This window comes from Isosphaeraceae bacterium EP7 (assembly GCA_038400315.1).
GTDB lineage: Bacteria > Planctomycetota > Planctomycetia > Isosphaerales > Isosphaeraceae > EP7.
The window spans coordinates 24,463-40,894 of the sequence record CP151670.1 but is presented as its reverse complement, the minus strand read 5'-3'; the positions used below and the strand labels follow the sequence as shown (position 1 = coordinate 40,894).

Genomic DNA, 16,432 nt, shown 5'->3' with positions numbered 1-16,432 from the left:
CCCTAAGTCCCTCCGTCTTCAGTCAATCGGCAGCGGGACTTCGGGGCTTGAGTTCTATGCTCCTTCAGTCCTACGGCCCATCGGGGCTTTGGCCCCTTCGAGCCAAAAACCTTCGGCTCCAGAGCACCTCAGTTCGACCGGCCTAAAGCACCGAGGGCTCTGAGTGCCACAGCACGTCGGTCCCGTGGAACTTTGTCGCCGGAGGGCAGAGGTCCTGGAGTGCCATGACCCTTCAGACCTTCGGCCCTGGAGATCGGTGGTGCCATGGTTCCTAAGATCCGGCAATCCCGTTGCACCTTGGTTCGCGGGGGCCAGAGTGCATGAGAACCGACGTCCGAAGGTTCCATGGCGCTTTGGCTCTATTGTCCTCTAGAACCATTGCCCATAAGTACCAATGGACCCACGCACGAAGGAACTCCGGGACTTTAGATCCAACGTACTCTCACCCTAAAGGGTCATGGAACCATCGTTCCAGAATCCCGACGAACTTTAGTGCGATGGGAGTTTGGTTCGTTAGGGTGGTGGGACCATGGTACTCGCGAACTTGAGGTCTAGCGGCCTTTGTGGGTTTGGGGCTGTCGTTCCGTGGTTCCTTGGGGCGCAAGGACCACGGTGCTTGAGTGGGTCGAGGAGTCGAGGTGGCGTCGCGGATCGGGGTAGGGGAGGGGGGGCATGCTGGATGTCGAGTCGCCCTGAGTCCATTACGAAAACTGGGTTCTTGCCGAGGTAGGCACCGGAGGGCAGGGTAGGGGTGAGGCCATGCTTCACAGATAGCTTGACGAGAGAGGAGGCGAGCAGATGGGGACGACCATACTGCGAATCGTGATGGTCGCCTTCGGCGTGGCCATCCTCATTGTCGGTCTGACCAGGGCCAGACGATCCTTCCGACTCGCGAGGTCGGGCATCCGGACCGTCGCCGTCGTGGTCGCCTCCGAGGGGGACGTGGATACCGTCCCCGAGATCGACGTCGAGTTCGAGGGCCGGATCTCCGGGGAGCGACACCGGGCTCGACTGACCAGCGGCAGCGGCGGGCCTCCCGTCGGCGAACTGATCGAGGTCCTCTATGATCCGGATGAACCGGGCGTTGCCTGCGGCTCGTCGCTCTCGCAGATGTGGTTCTGCCCGGTCTGCTTCACAGGTCTCGGGATGATCATCGTGCTGGCGGCATGCTTCGGGGAGCCGGGGAGCGGGTGAGATCTCTGCTTGCGGGCTGCCTCGGAGCATGGCGGCGATGGGGCGTACTTCGAAGGAGCGGGGGAGGGGGTTGGACGGTGCAAACGTCCGGCAAGATTCCGAGATTTACGGAGGGGGTTTAGCCCGTCTAATCTCCCCGAATTCGCGAGGGAGCCCAATGAGAGTAATCGTCACGGGCGATCGAGACTGGAGTCTTCGCCCGACGATGACCACCACGATCCTTAAGCTTCTGATCGCCGAGCATGGTCCCGACCTGGTCATCGTCCATGGCGGTGCCAGAGGCGTCGATCAGGCCTTCAAGCTGGCCTGTCAGGAGCTGGGCATCGCCTGCGAGGAACACCCCGCACGATGGGACGAACTCGGCTAGATGGCCGGCCCGATCCGCAACGCCGCAATGTTCAGGGAAGGGGCAGACCTCTGCCTGGTCTTCCACCCGTTCCTCCCCCGATCGCGAAGGTCGAAGGACTCGCCAATCAGGCCAGGGCAGCGGCTATCCCCACCTGGCTCATCGACAGGGAAGGGGCCGAGCCGAAGCGACTGCATGCGGGCGACCCCCGCTAGAGTGATTAGGCGTCGGATCGCATGCCGAGCGGCCATGATAAAGGATGCAAAGGGGGAAATACGAAACGTCTAGGACCCGCTCCTTGCTGAGGACATCCGTCGCTTTCATCATGCCGCGTTGGTGGCGAGGTGCCGCAGTGAAGCGAAGGATCTCACAAGGAAGATCATATGAGAATGTTTTGCGGATCGGCCGCCATCTTCGTCCTTTTTATGGCCGCCACGCAGACCCGCGCCGACACGATAAGCGGTATGGTCTCGGGCTACGTCATTGGTGAGCAGCGTATCGCGCAGCCCGGCTCCCCTGACGACGTCATCGACTTCTCCGGTCCCGGCCAGGCATCGTTCACGGCCTTCGGCGACCTGGCCAATGGCCGAATCGACTTCGCCAGCATCAACGTCGGCGGCGTTGAAGCGATCTATCAACGCGGCAACTCAACGAACCTGCGGTTCAATTATCGGGACTCTGTCGCGGGCCAGGGGTCGGATTCTCTCTTCTTAAGCTACGGCACCGGGGGGACGTCGGGCTCGAGTTCCGCCAGTTATGAGTTTCTCGATCCGACGGGCAACTTCTTCGAATCCGGCATTTTCGGCTACGGGACTTCGATCTTTGCGTCCGCGATCAGGTCCGTAGGCATCTTCCCGGCCACCACCGTAACGAGAGCCAGCCTATCGGCCAACAGGGCCGCCCCGGAGCCGTCATCCCTCCTGATGGTCGGCCTGGCCGGGGTGCTGGTGATCGCCGGCAAGCGGTTGGTCTGATCGGCGACCCCTCCTGCAATTCTTGCGATCAAGGGGGGATTAGACGGTTAAACTCTTCCGAAGTCGCGACGCCCATCGCCTTGGGCAGGCGAATTATGCAGAATGCATAATGAACCGGTCGAGGGGGTTGTCCGGCAACAGCGCGATCGAGGAGGGCCACATCCACGCCGACGCGGGGCTGATCGTCGACCTGCTCTCCCGGCACCCGAACGTGAGGGCCTGCCTGAGCGGGCACCTCCACCAGGTGGAGCACGTCGAGATCAAGGGGATCCACTTCTATTGCAACGGGGCCGTCTGCGGCAGCTGGTGGAGGGGCAAGAACCGGGGATTCCCCGAAGGCTATGCATTAATCGATCTGTTCGACGACGGCACACTCGATTGCCGCTACACTCCCTACGGTTGGACTGCCGAGGCCGATCGCTGAAGTCCCGTTGATCAGATTGAGACTTGGGACGACCGGAAGCTAACAGGGACTTTATGACCGTAGGTGAACGCCCTAAATGCCTGCTACGCATTGTGAAAGACGGCGACCCTCTTATTGGGGTTACTAAGATGGATGATCCGGGCCGCTTCTAGAGACGCCAGCGTCGAGTCTGAGCGTTCACAGAGAAGATCGTCCCCAAGGAACCACGAACCCCGCATCTCGCGAAGCCTCAGAGCTCATGACGGGTCACCATCTGTCGCGCTTCGATAGGGCGAGGGTGACGATACCGGGCCCCAAAAGGATTAAAACTAGATGAGCGATACCGATCAGAAAACCGGTCATCGTCGATAGTTTCGCCAACTTTTGGGGGATCATCAATGCGCCATATCCCCATTCTAGGGTCAACTTAACTCCCAAAAAGAGAAGGAGAGCACCGACGAAGGCGCTAATGCATCCGACTGTAAATTCATCGACGGATTTTTTACTGATGGATATACACCCAAAGAATAGGAACGCGCCTGGGACGATGTAGATTCCTAGGATGTAGATGTTTTGGATTCTCGCGAGCACCTTGCTCAAGAGCGACTCGGTGGAACCCCAGAACAGCGGCGAAGCGAGCCCACACCAGATCAGGAACCCGAAATAGGGCCAGAGGGCGAGTATCGGCCAGTATGAAGTGAACGCATCCTTTGCCCATCGCCACGCAGCCCGAGCCCAGTTCCACCTCATCGACCGCACGCGACGATCCGCCGCTTCGCTCAGCTTCGATTCCACCCACGAGGCGAACGGCACACGCTGGGAGGACTCGCGAGTGCTGTAATCGTAGTGCGCGACAAGCGTCGTGGTCGCCGGTGCAGTCATCTGCTTCGCGGCGAGCCGTCGCGCAGACGCACGCTCGCTCGCGAGTCTGACGCGGCGGAGATCCTCCTTAAACACCTTCGATCGACTCGGCAATTCCTTGCCGATGGCGGAGAGGCGCTGGAAGTCTGTGGCCGCTGCCTCGTCTTCTTTCTGGAGTCGTGTCTTCAGCTGATCGAGCCACTTCGCGATGCGGGTCGCGTCGAGCACACGCTCGTGAATGCCCTCGACTTCTTCTCTCACCTCGACCCTAGCCTCCTCCTGCCGCCTCATCAGATCCTCAACATTCTTCTGCCTCTCCGTTCGTTTCGCCTCCACGAGCTTCATCTTTTTCTCGAGGAGAGCCGAGACGTCATTACCGGGAGGATCGGGGCTCTGCCCCGTGGTCTCTGTCCGAGCGACAGGCCCTGAAGGCTCCGTACGGTCTCCCGACGACTGCGAGGCGACACGTGCGGGGTTCGGGAATAAGGGGACATCCGCGAGGTCACCACCCGGCTGACTCGGTGAGTGGAGCTGGGGGTCGGGCGGGTCATAGTCGGCGACCGCTCTTTCGTCGAGACGCGCTTTCAAATCTTCCTTGCGTGATTCGATCTTGCGAGAAGCGAGGTCCTTCAGCTGGCGGAGGGTTAGGAACTGATCGCCGGACGCGACCCCTTCGCGGAGAGCCGAGACGAAACCGTCGGTGAACGCGGTGCCCGAACTGTCCGGGAGGATGTAGCTCACCGCGTTACTCGGGGCCGAGCACAGCAGGGAGATGCCGCGTTTAACGAAGGACCTCGCGGCGGCCTCGTCCCCGGACCCGAGGAATAGGCGGGCGGCCTCCGCGGAGAAGCAGGCATCCAGGATCGCGCACAACCTGATCCAAGCGGCCTCTCGCTTGACCGTCTCGGCGAGGGTCTTCCCGATGAAGCTCGATGCGAGCGGGTTCTCGGCCCTGGTCTTCTTCACCGCGAAGTAGAAGTCCTGCCCGCTGAACGCGCCGTGGCCGACGTAATAGAGCAGGAGCGTGATGTCCTCCTTCCCCTCGGCCTTCAGGCGTTCGAGGCGTCCTTTGAGGAAGCGGCCGATCATGGCGTCCTGGTCGTCGGCGGACCGATCGGAGTTGAACAAGTCCAGGCCGTCGGCGGACTGCATCTGCTCAGCCTTGGCGCGGAAGCCCGCGAACCGGACTCCAAGGTCCGCCGCCGCATATTTCTTGAACAGGTCGCGAGATCTCTCGAAGGCCAGGTCCGAGGTGAACCCGGGGGCGTCGGGGAATTCCTTGGCGCCGAGGATCACCGCTAAAAAATGCGTCTTTGACATTTTATTCGATTTTCAGATCGGCCCCTGGGATCCGCCTGCGCGGAGAGCCTCCTTGAGCGCCTCCAGGGCCGTTTGGCTCGTCACATTCTCCAACACAACCTCGCCCCGCCCGGTTCGGATCGTGACCGAGGCCGACTGATACTTACTCAGGAAGGCTGCGATCCCCTTCGCCAACGCGACGGCGGCCGGGGCGCCGAAGATCAGGGCGAGCGAGGCGCCCAGATCTTGCGTGTCCGAACGCTCTCGTTGCCTCTCTACCGAGACGCCCGAGACCGTCTGGAAGCGACTCTGCGAGTTGGTTTGCCTGTCGGGGGTCTGCGGCGCGCACCGAGATGAGGATTGCCGATTCGTCCATAAATGCCCCTACATTCGGCCGAGCAAGATCGAGTATCCGGATTCGTCATGTTACGGCGCGAAATCCGTGTCGCACAAGAACTCTGCCAATCGGGCTCATCCCGCTCCTTGCTCCATCGTTAGTCCGACCAGTTAAACCCGGTCCGCTGTGCCATGACATCGACCGGGTTGAATGCCCAGGCTCACCTTAGAACAAGGTGCAGCATCGCCCGTTCGCTCTGGTGCTCGTCATATTCCTCCCTCATCCGCCTCGTCTTACTACTCGAGTTTGCCGTGCCCGTCGCCGGAGAAGAGCACCGGACGCAGAACTCGGCCACGGACAGTTCCCGGCCGCCGCACCCCGGGCAGTGGGGGGCAATCCTGGCAGACTCCTCGACCTTGCCTCTGGCGGTGACGTAGCCGCGTCCATCGACCCGACGGCCAACCCAGTTCTTCTCGGTTCCGACCTGACGAGGTTGCGGGCCGCACCAGATCCCACCTTCCCCGACGAGAGTCAGGGGAGGCAGAGAGCCCGTACGGCCTGCCATGCCCTTGAGGGATGATAGGTCCGCCGGCCGGCCGCCTCTCGACCTGTCCGGCTCATCCTCAACGAGTGGGGCATCGGCCAGATCCTCGGCCGCGATCATCAGGTCGAGCGGGGAAGGGCCCTTACCGGGCAGGATGTCGAAGCCGCCGGTGAACCCCGAATGGACGCCGGCGGTCGATTCCCATCCGCCGACACAGCCGCCGGCGAACAGCTCCGACTCCCGCACCGGGTCGTTGGCGTGCCGCCGGCCCCGGTAGGATCTGGAGCTTTCCTTGATCCAACGTCCGTCGTCGCCGGGGGCGAGGCCCCGAGCGGCCATTTCGGACGGCGAGATGATGGCCGCCGGCCCGTCGGGGCAGTCGTCCCATCGCTGGAGCCTGTGGAGGGCCTCGGCCTCGTCGAGGACCCGGCAGAGGACGCGGGCAGGCCACCCCATCTCGGAGGCTAGCCTTCCAACGGGCGCGATCATGGGCAGGCCTGCCATCGCGTCGAGGAGGCGTTGGACCTTGTGCCCTATGACGCCCGGGTCGGCCTGGGCCGTCGTCAGCGAGGCAATCGGCATGGATAGACCCCTGCTCGCCTGAGTTAGTGTCCTATCCAATTTTAGGGTAAGATGTTATCACGTCAAGTCTTGTGGAAAAGAGAATGGATAATCTCTGACGCATTCTCACGAATATATGCAGGGGGGAGTCTTTGCCGGGCGTGGAGCGTGCGAAATGACCGTCAAGCAGCTCGATCGAATCGCCCGCGACCTTGTCGCCTATCGCGATGTTCGCATGCGCGGGGACGTCACGATGTCCGCGGCCGCCAAGAAGGCCGGCTGCCACAGGCGTACCTTGCAACGTCGAATGGCCCTGATCCCCCCGGAATTCCTCGCGGACATCGACCGCTCCATCCGCCTCGTCAGGGAGGCCGCCCGAAATCCGGGCCGGTCGCGCGATTGAATTCTTGAATTCTCCCGGAGGATTTCGCCATGAGCGGCACCGGAGGGTCACGTCCCGGCGCCGGCCGGCCGCCCAAGGCGGAGAAATTCGCCGGGACAATCGCCAAGTCCGAGCGGAAGATCGCCGACCGGCTGCCGTCGATCATCGACCGCATGTTCGAACTCGCCGACGGAGTTGTCGTCGCCGAGGCCGGCAAGGACGGCGAAGTCCGGGTCTATACCCGTCCGCCCGACTTCAAGGCTGGGGCCTACCTGATCGACCGCATCCTGGGCAAGCCGAGGGTCGCGACGGACCCCGAAGATTCGCAGGCCGGGCTGCACGTTCACATCACGGACGCGGCCTTCGCCGAGCGGCTCGCCAAGATCTACGGCCCTGAGCCTTCGCCGTAGCGGATGGGGGGAGTCGATGGCCGGCAATGCTCTCGCGGCTCTGGCCTTCGACCGGTTCGCCGCTGCGGCACGCGACGCCGGCTGCCCCCCGGACTTGGTGTCGAACCTGATCCGGGCGGGGTGCCCGCTCCAGCCGAAGCAGCTGAGGGCCTCGGCCGCCGCCCGCGAATGCGACCGCCCCGACGGCCCCGACGAGGTTGGCTACGGCGGGGCGCGAGGCGGGGGCAAGAGCCATTGGATGATGGCCCAGATGGCCGCCGACGACTGCCAACGCTATCCCGGGCTGAAGTGCCTGCTGCTCAGGAAGGTCGGCCGGTCCAACACCGAGGGGATGGAAGACCTGTTGCCCAAGGTCATCGGCGGCCTGGAATACGACTACGTGCCGACGAAGGGCCAGCTCCGGTTCCCCAACGGCAGCCGGATCGTGACCGGTCATTTCCAGAATGAGAAGGACATCGACAAGTATCTCGGGCTGGAATACGACACCATCGGGGTCGAGGAAGCGACGACGCTGACCTCCTCCAAATACAAGGCGATCCAGACATGCAACCGGACCAGCAAGCCCGGCTGGCGGCCCCGGATCTACTCGACCACCAACCCCGGCGGCATCGGCCACGCCTGGTACAAGCGTCGGTTCGTCTCCCCGGCCCGCAAGGGGGCCGAGCACGAGACCCGGTTCATCCCGGCCACCGTGGACGACAATCGGGCCACCAATCCCGGCTACCGCAAGGTGCTCGACCGACTCACCGGCTGGCAGCTGCGGGCCTGGCGGTACGGGGACTGGGACATCGCCGCCGGCCAGTTCTTCACCACCTGGCGGGCCGATCTCCACGTCCTGCCGGCGTTCGATGTGCCGCTGGAATGGGACGTCTGGCTGGCCCTGGACTACGGCTTCACCCATTACACCGCCTGCTACCTGATGGGCTCCGACGGCGACGGCAACATCTACGCCCTCGACGAGCATGCGGAACGCCGGGCCCTCCCCGAGACCCACGCATCGGCCATCCGCGACATGCTCGGCCGCAACGGCATCGAGCCGCACCGGGTGCTGGCCACCGTCGCCGGCCACGACGTCTTCAGCAAGGACCGCAACGGCCGGACGATCGCCGAGGACTACGAGGACGCCGGGCTGGTCCTCGAGCGGGCGATCAACGACCGGATCAACGGGGCCGGCACAATCCTTAAACGGCTGGGCGATCCCGAGCGGGGCATCCCCCCGACGCTGTTCATCTCCGAGCGGTGCCCGAGGCTCATCGAGTGCCTGCCGGCGATGGAGCACGACCCGGCCCAGCCGGAGAAGGTCCGGAAGGTGGACACCGACGACGACGGGGTCGGCGGCGACGACTCCTACGACGCCTTCCGATACGGCGTCATGCACCACGCCGGCCTGCGGGCGGTCGGCTACTCCGACAATCCCTTCGACGATTGGCGGGGCTGATGGCCAACATGCTGGGGCGATTCATGACCGGGATCCGGGCGGGGCTCAACGCGTTCCGCGAGTCGTCGTTCTCCACCTCGCGAGGGGCGGGGGGCCGGGGCGACTTCGCGTCCTATGAGGCCCGGCTCCAACGCTACCAGGTCTACTGGGGCCTGTACGAGAATTCGGTCTATCGCGACGTCCTCAACGGCCTCGCGCCCGCCATGCGGTCGAGGCTCGGCCTCTACCGCTCGATCCGCTCGATCTACAACCCGAGCTACCGACTGGGCGAGTTCTGGGCCACCCACCTGATGGGCGGCCCGCTCGACACCGCGGCCGGCGACGGGTCGGTGACCCGTGCCGCGTTGCCGATCGCCGGGGCGAGCCCCGCGTTACGCCTGGCCCTGTCTCGGCTCTGGCGGGACTCCAACTGGCAGACGGGCAAGTCGATCTGGGGCCGGTACGGCGCCGTGATGGGCGACGCACCGATGGAGGTCCACAACGACCCGGCCAAGGGCCGCGTCACGCTCGTCCCGGTCGACCCCCGCAAGCTGGTCGACTTCGAGCTGGACCGCGGCGGCAACGTCCGGGGCTACACCTTCCAGGAGGACCGGCCCGACCCGGAGTACCCCGGGCGGACGGCCCGCTATGCCAAGGTGGTCGAGCGGGGGGACGGCGACGACGTCCTCTATCGCACGACGCGTGACGACGCCCCGTACGCCTGGGGGCCCGAGGGCGTCGAGTGGGTATTGCCCTACGGGTTCGTCCCGTTCGTCTGGGCCCAGCACCTCGACGTCGGGGCCGGGGCGGGGTGGTCGGAGCTGCACGCCGAGCGGGGCAAGATCTTCGAGGTGGACGATCAGGCCTCGGTCCTGAACGACTTCGTGCGGCGGATGGCGAATGCCCCGTGGGCGTTCCCGGCCAAGCAGCCGTCCGTCGGGGTCACGATGCCCGCCCCGAAGTCGGGGCCGGTCAGCCAGTTCGCCGCCACGCAGGCCGAGGGGCGGTCCGATCCCGGGCGCGACCAGCATCCGGCGATCTGGCTGGGCGAGGGGGCGGGGACTCCCACGGCCCTGGTCACCAATCTCAACATCGCCGACGTGGTGGCCTCGATCGCCGGGCTCTCCGCCGAGATCGAGCGCGACTTCCCCGAGCTGCGATTCGACCGCCTGCGTGCCAGCGGGGACGCCAGCGGCGAGGCCCTGCGGATTGCACGACAGCCCGCCGAGGCCAAGGTGCTCGGACGCAGGGCGAGCTACGACGACGCCCTGGTCCGGGCCCACCAGATGGCCGCCGCGATCGGCGGCTTCGAGGGGTATGCCGGCTATGAGGGCTTCGGCCTGGAAAGCTACCGGGCCGGCACGCTCGACCACTCGATCGGCTCCAGGCCGGTCTTTGGGCTCGACGAGGCCGACCGCATCGCAGACGAGCAGGCCAGGGCATCGGCCTTAGGCGCCCTGGTGTCGGCGGGCGTACCGCTGGCCATCGCCATGCGGCGGACGGGCTTCGACGACGGCGAGATCGCGGCGGCCTCGGCCGAGAAGGCCGCACTCAATCCCGCCTCGGACTCCTCAATCGACGCTCCTAACGAGGTGGAATCATGATCATCCGATTGAACCCCGACGCGGACGGGGGAGGCGGCGGAGCCGTCGCCGATCCGACCGCCGAACTGAAGATCGTCGGCGACAAGCTGGCCAAGCTGGAGGCCGCCGAGGCCAGGAGGCTCAAGGCCTCCGAGGCGAGCGGGTTCGCCGACCAGCTCAAGGCCCGCGAGAACGACGCCATCGGCTATGCCCGCGACCTCCACCGCGAGCTGACCGAGGCCCGCGAGAAGCTCGCCCAGGCCGAGGGCAGGGTGCCCGCCGGCTCGGTCGTGGCCTCCGCTAAGGACATCGAGGCCCTCGACCACTACCGCAAGCTCGGCAAGGCCGAAGAGCTGACGAAGGCCATCGAGGACGGCAAGGCCGCCGCCGAGAGGGCCTCTCGAATGGAGCGGGCCGAGGAGCTTCGCACCGTCGCCGAGGTCGGCGGCTTCAATCCCAGGGTCCTGTCCACGCTCGCCGCCGATCTCCGGTTCGAGATCAGGGACGAGAAGGTCGGGGCCAGGGACGCCAAGGTCGCCTACGTCGTCCCCCGCGAGGGCGAGGACGGCCAGCCGATCAGGCTCGCCGACCACGCGGCGAAGCAGTGGGCCGAGTTCCTGCCCAGCCTCAGGCCGGGGCAGGCTCAGGCAGCACCTGGTCTCCCCAGGGGCCACCAGTCGGCATCGTCCGGCTCACGACCGGTTCCCGCGCCGATGGGCTCGCGGGTCGAGAAGTATTTCCAGAACGGCCGGCTCGGCGGCATCTGACCTCACGCTCGGAAAGGGGCGATTCAATGGCTGTGATCACGTTCGATGCGAACAATCTGAACCCGACCAACTTCCCTAACTGCGAGCTCTACACCCACGTCCCGGCCGAGGCGATGGCCGCGGGCAAGTGCGGGTATCTGCTCGCCACCGGCAAAGTCGGCGTCGCAGCCCTCACGGTGTCGGGCAAGAAAAATCCAATCGGTGTGAACCTCCGCGGCGTCTCGCCCGGGCAGGCGGCCGGCATCATGCGGAGAGGTTACATCTCGGGCTTCAACGTCTCTGGGCTCAGCTGCGGCGCCTTGGTCTATGTCAACGACGCCGGCGACCTGGATACCGCGGCGGGAACCGTCTCGATCGTCGTCGGCCGCGTGGAGGCGACCTCCGACGGCGAGTTCTCCAAGATCATCTACCTCGACTTCCCCAAGCCGGCCCTCGTGGCCTGACCGCCTCGCTTCATTTCCCGCCGGGTCCGCCATGGCCGGCTTTTCTCCTCGCTAGGAGGTTCACGATGGGCGTGATTCACGGTGCGCTCGGCCTGCCGGACCTGGACAACTCGTATGTCAACCAGGTCGGGCAGACGACGATTTACGGCGCCACGGTCGAGCTGATCGACAGGTTCAACCAGGAGATCGCCACTAGCACGGAGTTCTTCGTCGATCAGTCGACGGACCTCTACAAGTGGCGATTCAAGACGATCGGCGGCGGCGAGCTTCAGCTCCGCATGGAGCAGACCGCGCCACAGGCGGTCAAGGCCGGACCGGGCTACGAAGTCGCGCTCCCGCTCGAAGACTACGCGGCGCAGATTTTGGTCGATGACGTGACCATCAAGAAGATGCGCCTCCAAGAACTCAACCGCCACGTCGAGACGGTCCTCAATCAAGGCCGCAACGTCGTCCGCAAGCAGATCCTCAGAGCCCTGTTCAACAACGTCGCCCGTACATTCAAGGATCAGGAGTGGGGCGATCTGATCATCCAGCCGTTCGCCAACGGGGATGGCGTCCTGTTCGAACCGACGATCGGCACCTCGGCCTACGCGACCGAGAATCACTTCATCGTGTCCAATTACCTCGCATCGGCGATCAGCGATACGAACGACCCCTATGCCGTGATCGTTGCCGAATTGGAGGAGCACTACGGCGAGTCGGCCGGCGGCTCCAACGTGGTGGTACTGATCCACCCCGACCAGGCCAACGTCACCAAGGCCATGACCGGCTTCGTGGATGAGCCGGATCGGTTCATCGTCCTCGGCGACGACACCGCCCGGCCAGCGGGCAGCCCCAATATCCCGTCCTCGGCCCGGATCATCGGCCGAGTGTCGGGCGCCTGGGTGGCCACCTGGAGGTGGATTCCCACCGGGTACATGCTCGGCATTCACGCCGATGCCCCGGCCCCGCTATACGAGCGGATCGACCCGATCGAGCAGGGATTCGGCCGGGGGCTGCAACTGGTGGCCAAGGACGAGGAATTCCCCATGGAATCCTCATTCTGGCGGCACCGGTTCGGGATGGGCGTGGTCAATCGGCTCAACGGAGTCGTCGTCCAGCTCAAGGCCAGCGGCAGCTACGACGTGCCCGCCGCCCTCGTCTATTGATCCGAGATGCCCGGTCGGGCTGTTCCCGGCCGGGCGATCGAATCGCATCGAACGCTGAAGGAGGGTCGGATCGTGGCGAACGTCTACGCCGAGAAGAAGCGGGCCGCGGCCGTCGCCCAACAGGCCGAGAGCCTGGCGGCGATGGCCCGCGACTTGAAGACGCTGACCGAGCAGGTGGCGCACATCAAGGCCTACGTGGACGCGCAGGGCCACAAGCCCGCGGCCCCGCCGTCCGAGGCCGGGGCGCCGGCCGGCGCCCCCAAGAAGGGGGCCTGAACCATGGCGACGCTCGCCCAGGTCGAGGCCGAGATCGTCTCACGCGTAGGCCCTTGGCTCACCAGGGCGGGCAAGTCGGCCGCCGCCACTGGCTCGAACCCGGACCTGGTGGGCCCGATCTCCCGGTCCATCCGCGGGGCGGGCGGCTCGGTCGCCGCGCTGGGGGTCGTGTCGCAGGCCGACCTCGACACGGTCGACGCGGGCAGCCTGGACCTGATGCTCGAGCTGGCGGAGGTCTACACGCTGGAGTCCCTGACCGCCTCGTTCTCGTCCACCTCCATTCAGGAGCTGGACTACAAGGAGACGTTCTCCGGCGGGGGAGGCCTCGCGGCCGCGATCTCCGCCCTCTGGAAGAGGCTCGGCAAGGTCCACGGGTTCGGCGACTCGGCCATCACGGCCGGGGTCATCGACCTGAACATCGGCGGGCACGGCGACCCAACGGGCTTCCCCTGCAGCTGAACGAGCGGCACATCGCGGGCCGCCCCGACCGAGTGAACCGAGACGCCCGCCCCGGCCGCCGCTCGGCGGGGGCGGGCCGTCGGGCGGAATCTCGGCGACGTTCGGCGTGCATGCCTACTCGATCTCGCACGTCCTGAACTCCTCGGCCGGGGTCTCGCCCGTGACCGGGCGGGCATCTCCGCGTTTGAATTCGGCCCAGAACCATCCACCGGAGTGCGACCCGTGCCCTATCCCAGCACCGCCCCGCCGGCCGACCCCCGGATCGACACCGTCGCAAACCCGACCGTGACGTTCCTGTCGCCCTACACCCAGGGCGCCGGCTGCCCTCACGACCTCGTGAACCTCGAATCCTCAACCCCGTTCGCGCCGAAGCTCGGGACGGCCTTTAACGGCAACTCGCAGGGCGGGACCGGCACGTTCCCGAGTTGGGTCACGTCGTCCTTCGGCGATGCCGGGACCGTCAAGGGGATGCGGTGGCAGATCGGTCAGCGTGGCCTCCGCTGGCAGGGTCGCGGCCCGACCTCGGTGCCGGCGAACATGACGATCGCGTGCGTGTTCATGCACGAGATCCCGGCCGGCGACCGGATGCATCCGGCCGGGCGGTCCATCGACCTATTCGGCACCGACGCGGGGATCAGCGGCATCTCGATCGGCGCGACCGTAAATGAGAACGGCGCCGTCCAGATCGCCGAGAAGACGACGGGAGGGACCGTGCGGATCCTCCTCCCCGGCGGAGTCCCGCGAATCCTCCTCCCGGGGGTGAAGTACGCCGTCGCGATCACGGCCATTGCCGCCGGGAACGCCCGCATCCTGAATATCTACGACTATGGCGCCCAGGCGGCCAACGCCCAATTCTCGTACACCGGGGCGGGCGCGATCTCCTTCGGGTCGGTCAACAATGACATCAACGTCGCCCAGGCGATCGACTCATCGTCGGGCATGACATTCGCCGGCGTGAACTACTGCGCGATCGTCGATAATCAGTCGTGGGACAGCACGGCGAACACCAATTTCCAGAATTTCTACCAGGACCCGTGGGCTCTCGCCCGCGCAACGGCGTACACCTCTTCCTCCGGGACGATGGAGCCCGGGGCGCTGTCGTTCGCCGGCTCGAACGGGTCCAGCGTGACGATGTCCCTGACCCGTCCCAAGGCCGGAATCTGGCCGGTGACGGCGAACCTCTACCGATACCCGGTCCCCGGCTCCTCGACGACCTCCCTGACGCCGATCTTCGCGACATCCTTCACCAACTCGGCGTCCGCCCCGGCGACGTTCGTCGACTCCGGCGTCGGCGCCGACACGTCGTACAGTTATATCGTCGAATATGTCGATTCAACGCCGACGACGCCGCAGAAGGTGAAGTCCCTCGAGGCGTTGGGCCGGACGCGACGGGCCTCGGCCCGGTTCTGCCTCTGGGGAGGGAACTTCCTGACGATCGCGAACCTGTGGAGCGGGATCGCCGCCTATTTCGACGCCGCGCGATCCAGGGTGGCCGCGAATCAGATGGTCCTCGCGTCCGGGAGCCTGACCGGCACGGCGGTCAACTCGCAGACCCCCGGGACGTTCTTCGTCGGCTACCACGGGGCCGTGACGAACGCGGCCGGAACCTACACGCTGAACCTCAGCTCATGGGGGATCGCCGGGCTGACCACCACGGCGACGATCGCCTATAACGCGGCCCCGTCGGCGATCGCTCTGGCGCTCACGAACGCGGCGACGGCGGCCGGGAAGTCGATCACATTCGCCGGCGCCGGATCGACCCCGACCCTCGCGGCCCAAGCTTCGCTCACGTGCTCCGGGGCCGATGTTCCGACGTTCTGGGGCACGAAGACGATCACCGCGACCCTCTCGGGCCAGACGGCCGGCGCCTATCTCCAGGTTGGCTCGAACTACGGCAATTTCCTGTCGACTTGCCTGGCGCAGAATTTCACGCCGATCGTCGAGGCGGGAGTGAGCGAGACGACCGCCGTTGGTCTCTCGACCGGCATGGCGAAGATCGCGAATGACATGATCGCCTCCGGCGTCGCGACCGTCTACCTCAGCGTCAGTGCTCCCCGGGCGGCGCAGTCCGCGTCCGTCACAGCCATCGCCACGGCGATGATTGACGCGGTCAACGCGCTCGACAACGGCTCGACGATCGTCTCCCTGGGCTCCCCGGCGGCGGCCTACTACGCGACGAGCCAGGGTCGGCCTAACGAGTCGTCGCAGACGGTCCCGCTGGGCGTCGCGATCAATTACGGGATGGCGATCCAGCGGAAGCTCGACCTGCCCTACTACAACGTGACGACCGTCAACGTCACGGGGACGGGCGGAGCGCCGACGCTCTCGGAGATCGCGGCCGCGATCCCCAGTTGGACGATCGGCAACCTGACGAACAAGACCAACATGGTCCTCGCCTCGTCCGAGCACACGGCGATCGGCGTCGATATGACGGCCTCGATGACGGCCCAGGGCTACACCGCACCACGCGGGGCCGCTCTCGAAAACCTCGATGCGTCGGTCGCCTCGGCCGTCGCCACGTCGACGGCCGCAGCCGCATCCGCCAACTCGGCCGACTCCAAGCTCAGCACGGCGATCCTCGCCAAGATCACCAACCTGCCCACGTCAGGCGGGATGACGCTTGCCGCCACGCAGGCGTTCAACAACACGGGCCAGACGACCAACCTGCCCACCACAGGCGGCGGCGGCTCCGGCCCGACGCTTGCCGAGATGAAGGCCGATGCCGCGACGTGGACAATCGGCACGGTGACGACCCTGACGGGCAAGAACGGATTCAAGCTCGCTTCCGACGGCTTGGATTCGATCGTGGTCGAGTCGGGAATCAACATGCGTCAGGCGATGTCGCCGATCCTCGCCTATGCGGCGGGGAACACGGCCGGGGCCGGGACGTCGAATGTCTCGTTCGCGGCGGCCGGCACTCCCGGGACGGCCCGGATCACCGCCGCCCTCAGCGGCGGCAACCGGACCAACACCTTGAACCTACCCGCCTGATCAAGGCGATCACCGGACGGGGCATCTCGCTTCGGGT

Annotated in this window: 16 protein-coding genes; 14 read left to right on the top strand and 2 right to left on the bottom strand. The window is 65.6% G+C overall.

Going from position 1 to position 16,432, the window contains the following annotated elements; translation table 11 throughout:
* The first annotated feature begins 798 nt into the window (after positions 1-798).
* The 4 genes from EP7_RS28490 to EP7_RS28475 all read left to right on the top strand — a co-directional run bounded on the left by EP7_RS28490 (position 799) and on the right by EP7_RS28475 (position 2,938).
* Positions 799-1,194 (top strand): DUF3592 domain-containing protein, encoded by a 396-nt coding sequence (locus EP7_RS28490; RefSeq protein ID WP_463528619.1) that lies wholly within the window; start codon positions 799-801, stop codon positions 1,192-1,194.
* Between the two features lie 28 nt (positions 1,195-1,222).
* Positions 1,223-1,561, top strand: coding sequence for an SLOG family protein (locus EP7_RS28485; RefSeq protein WP_463528618.1), 339 nt, complete (start codon positions 1,223-1,225; stop codon positions 1,559-1,561).
* Positions 1,562-1,965: 404 nt separating this feature from the next.
* A complete protein-coding gene (locus EP7_RS28480) occupies positions 1,966-2,514 on the top strand; it encodes a PEP-CTERM sorting domain-containing protein (RefSeq protein ID WP_463528617.1) in 549 nt (182 codons plus the stop codon).
* 109 nt (positions 2,515-2,623) lie between these two features.
* Positions 2,624-2,938, top strand: coding sequence for a metallophosphoesterase family protein (locus tag EP7_RS28475; protein ID WP_463528616.1), 315 nt, complete (start codon positions 2,624-2,626; stop codon positions 2,936-2,938).
* 246 nt (positions 2,939-3,184) lie between these two features.
* Here EP7_RS28475 and EP7_RS28470 read toward each other — a convergent pair whose 3' ends face one another.
* Together EP7_RS28470 and EP7_RS28465 are read right to left on the bottom strand one after the other, a co-directional pair.
* Positions 3,185-5,098, bottom strand: coding sequence for a caspase family protein (locus tag EP7_RS28470; protein WP_463528615.1), 1,914 nt, complete (start codon positions 5,096-5,098; stop codon positions 3,185-3,187).
* Positions 5,099-5,634: 536 nt separating this feature from the next.
* Entirely contained in the window at positions 5,635-6,540 is a 906-nt protein-coding gene (locus tag EP7_RS28465) for a hypothetical protein (RefSeq protein ID WP_463528614.1), read from the bottom strand.
* A gap of 154 nt (positions 6,541-6,694) precedes the next feature.
* Here EP7_RS28465 and EP7_RS28460 point away from each other — a divergent pair, with 154 nt between their 5' ends.
* The 10 genes from EP7_RS28460 (at position 6,695) to EP7_RS28415 (ending at position 16,395) form a co-directional block, all read left to right on the top strand.
* On the top strand, positions 6,695-6,922 hold the full coding sequence (locus tag EP7_RS28460; RefSeq protein ID WP_463528613.1) for a hypothetical protein: 228 nt from the start codon (positions 6,695-6,697) through the stop codon (positions 6,920-6,922).
* Positions 6,923-6,951: 29 nt separating this feature from the next.
* Complete coding sequence (locus EP7_RS28455) at positions 6,952-7,311, top strand: hypothetical protein (RefSeq protein WP_463528612.1); 360 nt, start codon at positions 6,952-6,954, stop codon at positions 7,309-7,311.
* Positions 7,312-7,327: 16 nt separating this feature from the next.
* Positions 7,328-8,749 carry a terminase large subunit domain-containing protein gene (locus tag EP7_RS28450; protein WP_463528611.1) on the top strand — a complete coding sequence of 474 codons (1,422 nt, stop codon included), beginning with the start codon at positions 7,328-7,330 and terminating at the stop codon, positions 8,747-8,749.
* A complete protein-coding gene (locus EP7_RS28445; RefSeq protein WP_463528610.1) occupies positions 8,749-10,332 on the top strand; it encodes a hypothetical protein in 1,584 nt (527 codons plus the stop codon). The genes EP7_RS28450 and EP7_RS28445 overlap by 1 nt, the downstream gene beginning before the upstream one ends.
* Positions 10,329-11,078: a hypothetical protein gene (locus tag EP7_RS28440; protein WP_463528609.1), complete on the top strand. Its 750-nt coding sequence runs from the start codon at positions 10,329-10,331 to the stop codon at positions 11,076-11,078. The genes EP7_RS28445 and EP7_RS28440 overlap by 4 nt, the downstream gene beginning before the upstream one ends.
* 26 nt (positions 11,079-11,104) lie before the next feature.
* Positions 11,105-11,521, top strand: coding sequence for a hypothetical protein (locus EP7_RS28435; RefSeq protein WP_463528608.1), 417 nt, complete (start codon positions 11,105-11,107; stop codon positions 11,519-11,521).
* 65 nt (positions 11,522-11,586) lie between these two features.
* On the top strand, positions 11,587-12,669 hold the full coding sequence (locus tag EP7_RS28430) for a hypothetical protein (protein ID WP_463528607.1): 1,083 nt from the start codon (positions 11,587-11,589) through the stop codon (positions 12,667-12,669).
* Positions 12,670-12,741: 72 nt separating this feature from the next.
* Positions 12,742-12,945 (top strand): hypothetical protein, encoded by a 204-nt coding sequence (locus tag EP7_RS28425; protein WP_463528606.1) that lies wholly within the window; start codon positions 12,742-12,744, stop codon positions 12,943-12,945.
* A 3-nt stretch (positions 12,946-12,948) separates the two neighbouring features.
* Positions 12,949-13,404, top strand: coding sequence for a hypothetical protein (locus EP7_RS28420; protein ID WP_463528605.1), 456 nt, complete (start codon positions 12,949-12,951; stop codon positions 13,402-13,404).
* A gap of 222 nt (positions 13,405-13,626) precedes the next feature.
* Positions 13,627-16,395 carry a hypothetical protein gene (locus EP7_RS28415; protein WP_463528604.1) on the top strand — a complete coding sequence of 923 codons (2,769 nt, stop codon included), beginning with the start codon at positions 13,627-13,629 and terminating at the stop codon, positions 16,393-16,395.
* Positions 16,396-16,432: the final 37 nt, after the last annotated feature.